3 protein-coding genes and 1 pseudogene are annotated in these 3,207 nt (G+C 58.4%); all 4 read left to right on the top strand.

The genetic code is table 11. The annotated features are described in order from the left end of the window. A partial coding sequence (locus ACTFPK_RS01685; protein ID WP_439910950.1) for a hypothetical protein occupies positions 1-1,443 on the top strand: 1,443 nt, incomplete at its 5' end. 107 nt (positions 1,444-1,550) lie between these two features. Beyond that, positions 1,551-1,919 (top strand): annotated as a pseudogene (locus ACTFPK_RS01680) (ATP-binding cassette domain-containing protein); the annotation flags it as partial. Positions 1,920-2,141: 222 nt separating this feature from the next. Then, a complete protein-coding gene (locus ACTFPK_RS01675) occupies positions 2,142-2,537 on the top strand; it encodes an SdpI family protein (RefSeq protein WP_284906749.1) in 396 nt (131 codons plus the stop codon). 263 nt (positions 2,538-2,800) lie between these two features. Then, positions 2,801-3,082 (top strand): type II toxin-antitoxin system RelB/DinJ family antitoxin, encoded by a 282-nt coding sequence (locus ACTFPK_RS01670; protein WP_284906750.1) that lies wholly within the window; start codon positions 2,801-2,803, stop codon positions 3,080-3,082. Positions 3,083-3,207: the final 125 nt, after the last annotated feature.

Genomic DNA, 3,207 nt, shown 5'->3' with positions numbered 1-3,207 from the left:
GGTAAGCCTGGTGCTGATGTGACGTTGACGAAGGATCCGGCTAATGGCCAGATTCCGGCTTCGGCTACCTGTGAAGCGACCGGCGGTGCGACCTGCACTATCGGCCAGGACGGCAACGTTGTGGTCAAGGTACCCGCGGATGCCAAGGACAAGTCTGAGATCACCGTGACCATCAAGGATGGTGGCAAGACCCTGGACACCTCCAAGGTGACCGTCAAGGATCCGGATACCGACGGCGACGGCCTGACCGATTCCGAAGAGGAAAAGATCGGCACCGACCCGAAGAACCCGGACACTGACGGCGACGGTATCAACGACGGCGACGAAGTCAACGGCACCAAGAACCCGTTCAAGGACGATAAGTTCAATAAGGACGGCAAGCCTGGTAACACCGATCCGCTCAACCCCGACACCGATGGTGACGGCGTGAACGACGGCGACGAAGTTACCGGCAAGAACAACGGTGGCAAGCCGACCAACCCGAACAAGGCCGATACCGATGGTGACGGCGTTACCGACGCTGACGAAATCAAGGACGGCACGGATCAGAACAATGCTGACACCGATGGTGACGGCGTGAACGACGGGGACGAAAAGAAGAACGGGACCGATCCGAAGAACCCGGATACCGACGGTGACGGTGTTTCCGATGGTCGCGAAAAGGACCTCGGCACCGACCCGAAGAACCCGGACACCGATGGTGACGGCCTGACCGACGGCGAGGAAGTTGGCACGGACATCGACGAGAACGGCAAGCCGGCTCGTAACGAAGATGGCACTCCGAAGGTCGACGACTCCAAGGCCACCAAGACCGATCCGAAGAACCCGGACACCGATGGTGACGGCCTGACGGACGGTGAAGAGAAGAAGATCGGTACGGATCCGAAGAACCCCGATACCGACGGTGATGGACTCACCGACGGTGACGAGATTGCCAATGGCACCGATCCGAATAAGGGTGACACCGATGGTGACGGCCTGACGGATGGTGAAGAAAAGGCGATCGGTACGGATCCGAAGAACCCCGATACCGACGGTGATGGACTCACCGACGGTGACGAGGTGAACGGCACCAAGAACCCGTTCAAGGACGATAAGTTCAATAAGGACGGCAAGCCCGGTAATACCGATCCGCTCAACCCGGATACTGACGGTGATGGACTCACCGATGGTGACGAGGTGACCGGTGCCAAGAATGGTGGCAAGGCGACCAACCCGAACAAGGCCGATACCGATGGTGACGGTATCAACGACGGTGACGAAATCAAGAACGGCACCGACCCGTTGAACCCGAACGATCCCGGTAAGGCTGCACCGAAGACCAAGAAGGTCAAGAAGGCTAAGGGCCTGACCGCAACCGGTGCCGATGTGGCATCGCTGGCAGTCTTCGCTCTGCTGGCCGCCGGTGCGGGTAGCGTGGCGATTCGCCGCCGCAAGAAGTAACGCAGAGTTGCTGAGGTAGCCGAAAGGCAATCCACAAGGGGCCGCTCCTGAATATCAGGGGCGGCCCCTTTGTGTGTGGCGCGCAATCTAGGTAGAGCACTTGAGGTATACGCCTCTTCAGCGGATCCATTCGGGACAACCTGACGCTGGCCAAGCCGGATGCCACGGAGGAAGAAATTCTTACCGCGGTAAATCTGGCCGGGCTGGATTCGGTTATCGAGAGGCTACCCGCAGGGCTGGACACCCAGGTTGGGCCGGGCGGGAATGCGCTCTCCGGTGGGGAGAAACAGCGCGTTGCCATCGCCCGGGCCTTCTTGAAAGACAGCCCGATCCTACTTCTCGACGAAATAACCTCCGCGCTGGACAGCATCACCGAGGCGGTTATTGGTGAAGCAATACGGCGCCTCGCCAAAGGCCGCACGGTGCTCATGGTTGCGCACCGTCCCTCCACAATTGCGTGGGCGGACCAGGTGATTGATTTTTCGTATCTCGTGGCACGCTAAACTTGCGCGTACCCGGTAATGCGACGGGCCTGGTGAGGAGAGCCCTCATCGGGATTTCCGGCAGGTTAGTTCAGCCGCGAATTCTATCTGGGTACTGGTACGACGACGCTGACACTCAGTAAACTGGCACCTGGAAAATCACCGTTCACCGAGATAATCACCGCCAGCGACGAAGCTGGACGATGGGAGGGGCCAATGACCTGGCAGATCGCGGTAGTGTTAGTGGGTGCTTTATGGGGCTCCGCAGCTCTTAGTGGCTGGCTTGCCTATGCCTCCCGCAAAAAGACCCTGAAGCTTAACGAACTCATCGGGTACCGTACTGAGATCATCATGACGAACCAGGAAACATGGCGGGAAGCGCATGCCGCGGCCTGGCCGTGGACGGCCGCCAGCACGGCGTGCCTTATTCTCAGCGGTTTCGCCGTATTTCTTCCGCTTTCCAACGAGGCACTTGCCGCAATCATCATCCTCGGCATGGTGGTGCTGCTGGCCTGCATATGTGCAGGTGCACACCGCGCCCAGAAAGTAGCACGGGAGATTCTTGCGGTGGATGAGGATACAACGGATGAGCCTCTACATGTTTCGAAATAACCGAGCGGTGGATATACGGTAGCGTCAGCCAAAGTTGAAAAATAGCAGAATCTTTAGACTGGGCCGAGGGGTATGTGTTTTCTGAGGTGTACTGCATTTGTGCTACAGAAGCAGTACAGGTCTGAAAACATATGCCCTCCCCCGCACAGCCCTCGAAAGTTGTCGTAAGTGCTGCGTAAGCTTCTGAGTAGCAGCGCCCGCGAGGTGCTGCACGAACACTCACCACATCAGAAGTACACGTATAAAAAGAGAGGGTGGTTCCGGTGGCAAATACACCGACGTTTACCATGCGGATTGATCCGGAATTGAAGTTCGAGGCGGAATCTGTTTTTCGAGGTTTTGGACTTTCCATGACCGAGGCAATCAGAATTTTTCTTCACAAGGCAGTCATGGTCGGGGGCTTCCCCTTCCCTGTGAGAGCGCTGAAGTATCAAGCCACTACTGAGACAATCATGATTTCGAACGAATCAGAGTATTACAAGTCCAGTGACACCGGAGATGATGAGGAATTCCCTTGGGATTACTTTGACTCGTGGCAGCGGTAGCAGTGCTGTGAAGTAGCGGTTAAGCGCAGTGGGGGGGGGGGGCCCCCAACACCCCGCCCCCCCCACCCCACCCCCCCCCCCCCCCCCCCCCCCCCCCCCCCCCCCCCCCCCCCCCCCCCCCCCCC

This window comes from Actinotignum sp. UMB0459, from assembly GCF_051905915.1.
Lineage (GTDB): Bacteria > Actinomycetota > Actinomycetes > Actinomycetales > Actinomycetaceae > Actinotignum > Actinotignum sanguinis.
This window is presented reverse-complemented; position numbering and strand designations above follow the sequence as displayed.